This is a genomic window from Maribacter sp., from assembly GCF_039974175.1.
Lineage (GTDB): Bacteria > Bacteroidota > Bacteroidia > Flavobacteriales > Flavobacteriaceae > Maribacter_C.
This window is the reverse complement of the sequence record NZ_JBDWJN010000006.1, coordinates 22,920-29,068: the sequence shown is the minus strand read 5'-3', so window position 1 is coordinate 29,068 and position 6,149 is coordinate 22,920. Positions and strand designations below refer to the sequence as shown.

Genomic DNA, 6,149 nt, shown 5'->3' with positions numbered 1-6,149 from the left:
CAATGCCAACTTTAGTTGGTATGATGCTGAAACTGGAGGCAATGAAGTGGCAACTGGAAATCAATACATTCCAACTATAACAACGGCCGGAACAACTAGCTTTTGGGTAGGTGGCACCTTAACAAACGCATTGGGTTGTGACTATACCATTTCCCCAAGGCAGGAAGTTCAGGTGGTGCTCAATCAACTACCCGATTTTCCTACGGTTAGTAATAATGGCAACTGTGTCAATACCGAAGTTACGTTTACAGCCAGCGGAGGTGCTACCGGCGCGTCATACAATTGGTACGAAGCCGATGACACCTTCATTGAAAGTGGGGCTACGTTTACCACGCCTACCTTATCCAATACCACTGATTATAAAGTTTCTGCTACCCTCAACGGTTGTGAGGGGCCAAAATTGACCGTTTCTGCCGTTATCGGAACCGTTCCAGGTGCTGCCGGAGGTGGTAGTGTCAGTCGGTGTGGTCCAGGAACTGTTACCTTGACAGCAACTTTGGGAACCAACGCTAGTGATATTCGCTGGTTTGATGCCCTAACCGGAGGCAATGAATTGGGCACGGGTACGCAATTCACATCTCCTTCAATTTCCACAAGTACGTTTTATTATGCAGAAAGTGTAGCGGGCACTTGTGCAGCCGTAACAAGACATCCTATTGAGGCTATCATTTTGAACCAAACTACCTATTACGAAGATGCCGATAATGATAGTTTGGGCGATCCGGCAAGTTCTGTACAAGATTGTACAAAGCCTGATGGTTATGTCGAAAATAGCGCCGACCAATGCCCAACCGTTTTTTCACCTACCAATGATTGTAGTGCGCCCCCGGGAGACCCATCAGATTGGAATTACGTATACTCCCGTTCCTATCAAACTGAGGAAACGGCATCAACGAGCCCTTTCTTTGACCCGAATGATCACCTTATTCAAGACATCACCTATTTTGATGGGCTCGGTAGACCCATTCAGCAAAACGGAATCGACCAATCGCCGCTCAAAAATGATATCATCGTACATACCCAATATGACGGTTTCGGCCGGGCAGAAAAGGAGTACTTGCCCTTTGCTACAATTGACACAAATCCACAGGGTAGCTACCGATTAGATGCACTTACCCCAACCGAGGACCATTACAATGTGGTCAAATATCAGAATACCATAAACCCGTATTCTCAAAAGAAATTTGAAGACTCGCCTTTGAATCGCGTATTGAAACAAGCCGCACCAGGTGCCGCCTGGGCCATGGATGCAGGACACGAAATAGAATTCGATTATTCTAGCAACAATACCTCCAACGATAATGTAAAACGGTTTAATGTAACCTTAAACCTTGCCAACCTTACCTATACCCCCACTCTAGTGGCCAATGGTAATTATGCCGCCGGTGAGTTGATGAAAATGGTAACCAAAGACGAGAACCATGATCCTGCCGATGGCAATTTACATACCACCGAGGAATTCACTGACAAGCAGGGGCGAGTGGTTTTGAAAAGAACCTATGCCTTGGTTGGTGGTTCTCAAGAGGCACACGACACTTATTATGTATATGACGATTTTGGTAATCTGAGTTATGTACTGCCCCCTAAAATGGACGGCAATGAGTCCAATATGAATGAACTCGGCTACCAATACATCTATGACGACCGAAATCGCTTGGTTGAAAAGAGAATACCGGGCAAAGAGAAAGAATACATTGTATACAACAAGCTCGACCAACCCATTATGACCCAAGATGCCAATCAGCGTTTAAATGGAGAATGGCTCTTTACCAAATACGATGCTTTCGGTCGGGTTACCTACACGGGAAAAGCCACGGATGCTAGAGGAAGAACTGCTGTTCAAAATGATGTCAATAGCATTTCTGGTGACCTTTGGGTCAGCAAGGGCGCAGCGCAATCGTATGGAGGTACTACCATATATTACAATAACGGTGCCTATCCTTCAGCAACTTCGCCAGTCACCACCTTAGACGAAATATTGACCATCAACTACTATGATGATTACAATTTTGACCTTGCTGGCGGGGCAACATCGGCAACGGTTTTTGGAATAGCCAGTGCTTCAAATGTACGAAGCTTGGCAACAGGTAGTAAGGTAAAGGTATTAGACCCTACCGCAAATTCGACTCAGGCCTGGATTACTACTGTAAGCCTTTACGATGAAAAAGCAAGACCCATTTATTCGTACGCCAATAATAGTTATTTGGGCACGGTAGATATCGTTAAAATACAATTGGATTTTGTAGGGCGAACACTCAAAAGCCGTACTTCACATACGCGTAGTGGCAATACGATCGTCACTATAGATAATTTTACCTATGACCATGTCGGCCGCTTGTTGGCCCAGACCCAGTGCATTGGTGATGCTACCTTGGGCGATAACTGCGATGGTGCAGGAGGCGGTGGAGCTCCCATCGATCTTATTTTGTCTGGAACCATAGATACTGACAACATAGCGACCAACAGCATCGTAATACAAGCCGATGCAACCATAGTACCCGCTACGGTACTTAGCGTCGACCCCAATGCTACGGGTGGAGATGGAAATGCAGAATTAATTGTATTGAATTTTTATGACGAGCTCGGGCGTTTGGAAATTAAGAAAGTAGGTGGTGTGGCCAACACCTCAAATGTATTGAATTCGAACGGTCTGCAAACCGTTAACTACAACTACAATGTTCGTGACTGGCTTACGGGTATCAATGATAATGGGCCCTATGACAACGATTTGACTATTAACGGCAACGATCTTTTTGCCTTTAAGATCGATTATGAAAACCCGGTTGCGGGTGGAACCCCGCTCTATAATGGTAATATTTCAAAGACCCATTGGCGTACTAATAATGACAACACAAGCTTAAGGTGGTATACCTATACTTATGACGCTTTGAACCGCATTACCAGTGGTATCGACAATACAAACGATGACCGCTATAGCCTTACAGGAGTGACTTATGACAAAAACGGCAATATCTTGACACTCTCAAGGAAAGGACATACCGGCATCGACGCAAACGGACTCGTGACCGGATACGGCGATATGGACCTGCTTAGTTATAGCTACGAGAACAATCAAATGAGTAACCAACTAGCTTCAGTTACTGATGGAATTTCAGGGCCCGCCGGAGATGGGGGCTTTACTGACGGTAACACTACCGGAGATGACTATAATTATGATACCAACGGCAATATGACCCAAGATTTAAACAAGGGTATTGCTGCCAATGGTATTAGCTACAATCATTTGAACTTGCCCGAGCAAGTGATTATCTCAGGCGGAAGTATTTCGTATATTTATGATGCCACGGGGGTGAAAATGAAAAAAACGGTAAGTACAGGAACCGTGACCGATTATGCAGGCAACTATATTTATGAGAACAACGTTTTACAGTTTATGAGTCACCCCGAAGGGTATTCTGAACCGAATAGTAGTAATTGGGACTATATATATCAATATAAAGACCATTTGGGCAATGTACGTTTAAGCTATAAAGATGTTAGTTCAAACAGTACACCTACACTTGAAATACAAGAAGAGAACAACTACTATCCCTTCGGGCTCAAACATAAAGGGTATAATTCTGTGGTTAATGGTAGGAATCATCAATATGGATATCTAGATCAAGAAGAGCAGAATGAACTTGGGCTGAATTGGTTGACGTTTAGACATAGAAATTATAATCCTGAAATCGGAAGGTTCTTTGGAGTTGATCCGATTAGTGAAGATTTTTTATCTATATCTAATTATCAATTTGCTCATAACAGCCCTATATGGAAAATTGAAATTGAAGGTCTAGAAGGAGAAATATCACCAGATATTCCGGGTGCAGTGGATGTTCCGAATCACGAACCTGTAGAAGGTCATACCAATACTGGCAGCAATAATATAGTAGCTGGAGCAGTTGCTGCGAATTTCGGTCACTCATTTTTAGCTCAGGCATTTGTGTATAACTATGCTAATGGCAAAGGTGAGCCAATGACTTTGAATGAAAATGGTATGGAAACTGTAAGAGCATCTCCAGTATCTATTTTTCGAGGTTCAGGTTCAGGTGGAAGAGCCATTAATAGAAGGATAGCGGAAAAAGCACGTTTCAATGTTGCTTTATCTTCAATAAAACCAGGTGAAAGCACGTACTTTGAAAATGATATTTTAGCTAAAGCAAATAACCAAGGTACTTTGGGGAATTTTACTATATATTTCCAAGGAACGCTAACAAAAGATGAAAATGGTAAAGACTGGTCTTTTGATGGACAAATGAGTTTTTACGACCTATGGGATTTAGATAAAAAAGAAGGAAATCAAAGAACCCAGTCTTCTGAAGATGCTACTGCTATTGGTTCAAAATTACTTAAAGGTGGTAAAGGATTTGAAATATTTAGTCATAATGTTGATGTAAAACAAACCTCTAAAGATAGTCATGTTGATTGGTTTAATGGTAAATCAAGTGAAACGAAAAAAACAATTCATAATAGAGTTCCTAATTGGTTAACAAAAATCATAGAAGAATGGTTAAAAGATTAATAGGATTATTTATCTCTGTGATATTTTTATCTAGTTGCAACAGTGAAAACAATTGTGATTATTTTCTGATAGACCAAGAGCTCAAAATAGATGAAAGTTATAATAGAGAGCTGTTGTTTTGCGTTGCTTACAGAGATTTTTTAACTGATGGAGAGCCTCAAGATATTTTTGTGATAAAAATCAAAAATAAATTCTTTGGAGATTACATTAAAGACAATGCACTTTATAAACAATATTCAAATAAAAATACTGATGAAGTATTAAGTCCATTTTCTTTAATTGAAAGATTAAATAATGAAGTGGGTTCTAGTAAGAAGAAAGAGGAATACAGAGATATTATAGATAAAATTAATCCTGAAAACAGCTACTATTACTTTAATGAGAAGGAGAATTATTATGTAGAATCCTTAATTGATGAAAACGGTTATATTGTATTATTTGTTGGGAGGTAATGTTGGTAATGTTGGTAATGTTTCAAATTGATGTTTTTTGTATAGCACTATTGCAAAGTATTTAAATTCAACAATTAATAAAACCACTCGAATCAACGAGTGGTTTTTTTGTTTTATAAGTAAGAACATTATTCAAACAAGAAACAGTAAAACCGAACAAAGCCTTTTACTCATTTATTAGAGCTACGTTTTACTTTCCCCGCTAGCGCGAGCATCTTTCTGCTCGTGCCGTCAAGAGTAAGCCCCCCGCTAGCGCGAGCATCTTTCTGCTCGTGCACCCACATTAGCGCGAGCGTCACGCTCGTGCTCTACCAAAAACATATAGAGTAGATACTAAATCAGCAATTAGGTATAGTTCAGAAGGGTCAAAAAACTGTACGGCCACCAGTTATAAACTGCCAGTAGCTGTTTGTTAACAAGCTATTATTGGTCTTTAAGCATAACTGCAATGGATTTGCATTGCAACTGTTTATCTTTTGAAGATGAGTAGAAAATACAAGTTTCGAAATCCAACTGCAGCTTACTTTGTAAGCTTCGCAACCGTATATTGGTTGGATGTATTTACGAGACAGGTTTATTTTTCGATCTTAGCGCAAGCTGTGAATTATTGTAGAGCGGAAAAAGGCATGCAGGTATTCGCTTATTGCTTTATGCCGAGTCATGTCCATTTTTTATTTCGTTCAGAACATGTAGATCCTTCTGAGTTACTAAGAGATTTCAAAGGTTTCACAGCGAGAAGATTGATAAAGGAAATCGAGGCAAACCCACAGGATAGTAGAAGAGAATGGTTGCTATTGATGATGGAACGCGCCGGGAAGAAAAAAAGCAATGTTGCCAAGAGGCAATTTTGGCAACAGCACAATAAACCAATAGAACTGTGGAGCGGTAAAGTCATCAAACAAAAGATAGCTTATATTCATAATAACCCAGTGGAATCAGGTTTTGTTACCGACCCAGTTGATTGGAAATATAGCAGTGCGCGAAACTATACCGAAGATGAGACCGTATTGAAAATCGATAACCAAGGAATTCATTTGGGTATGTTGTGAAACTTAAGAAATATGGAAGCGACTAAGCTTTGTGAGCACGAGCGTGAGACTAAGCTATGTGAGCACGAGCGTGACGCTCGCGCTAGCAAACGGGTAAAAGTAAAACTTGGTGAGCAGGAGCGTGAC

Annotated in this window: 3 protein-coding genes; all 3 read left to right on the top strand. The window is 40.8% G+C overall.

The window, feature by feature from the left end; genetic code table 11:
- The coding region (locus tag ABJN95_RS05630) for a DUF6443 domain-containing protein (protein WP_348369125.1) at nt 1-4,522 on the top strand (4,522 nt) is incomplete at its 5' end.
- Nucleotides 4,507-4,974, top strand: a complete 468-nt coding sequence (locus ABJN95_RS05625) for a hypothetical protein (RefSeq protein ID WP_348369123.1) — start codon at nt 4,507-4,509, stop codon at nt 4,972-4,974. The genes ABJN95_RS05630 and ABJN95_RS05625, both read left to right, overlap by 16 nt.
- 482 nt (nt 4,975-5,456) lie before the next feature.
- A complete protein-coding gene (locus ABJN95_RS05620; protein WP_348369121.1) occupies nt 5,457-6,023 on the top strand; it encodes a transposase in 567 nt (188 codons plus the stop codon).
- Nucleotides 6,024-6,149 lie beyond the last annotated feature (126 nt).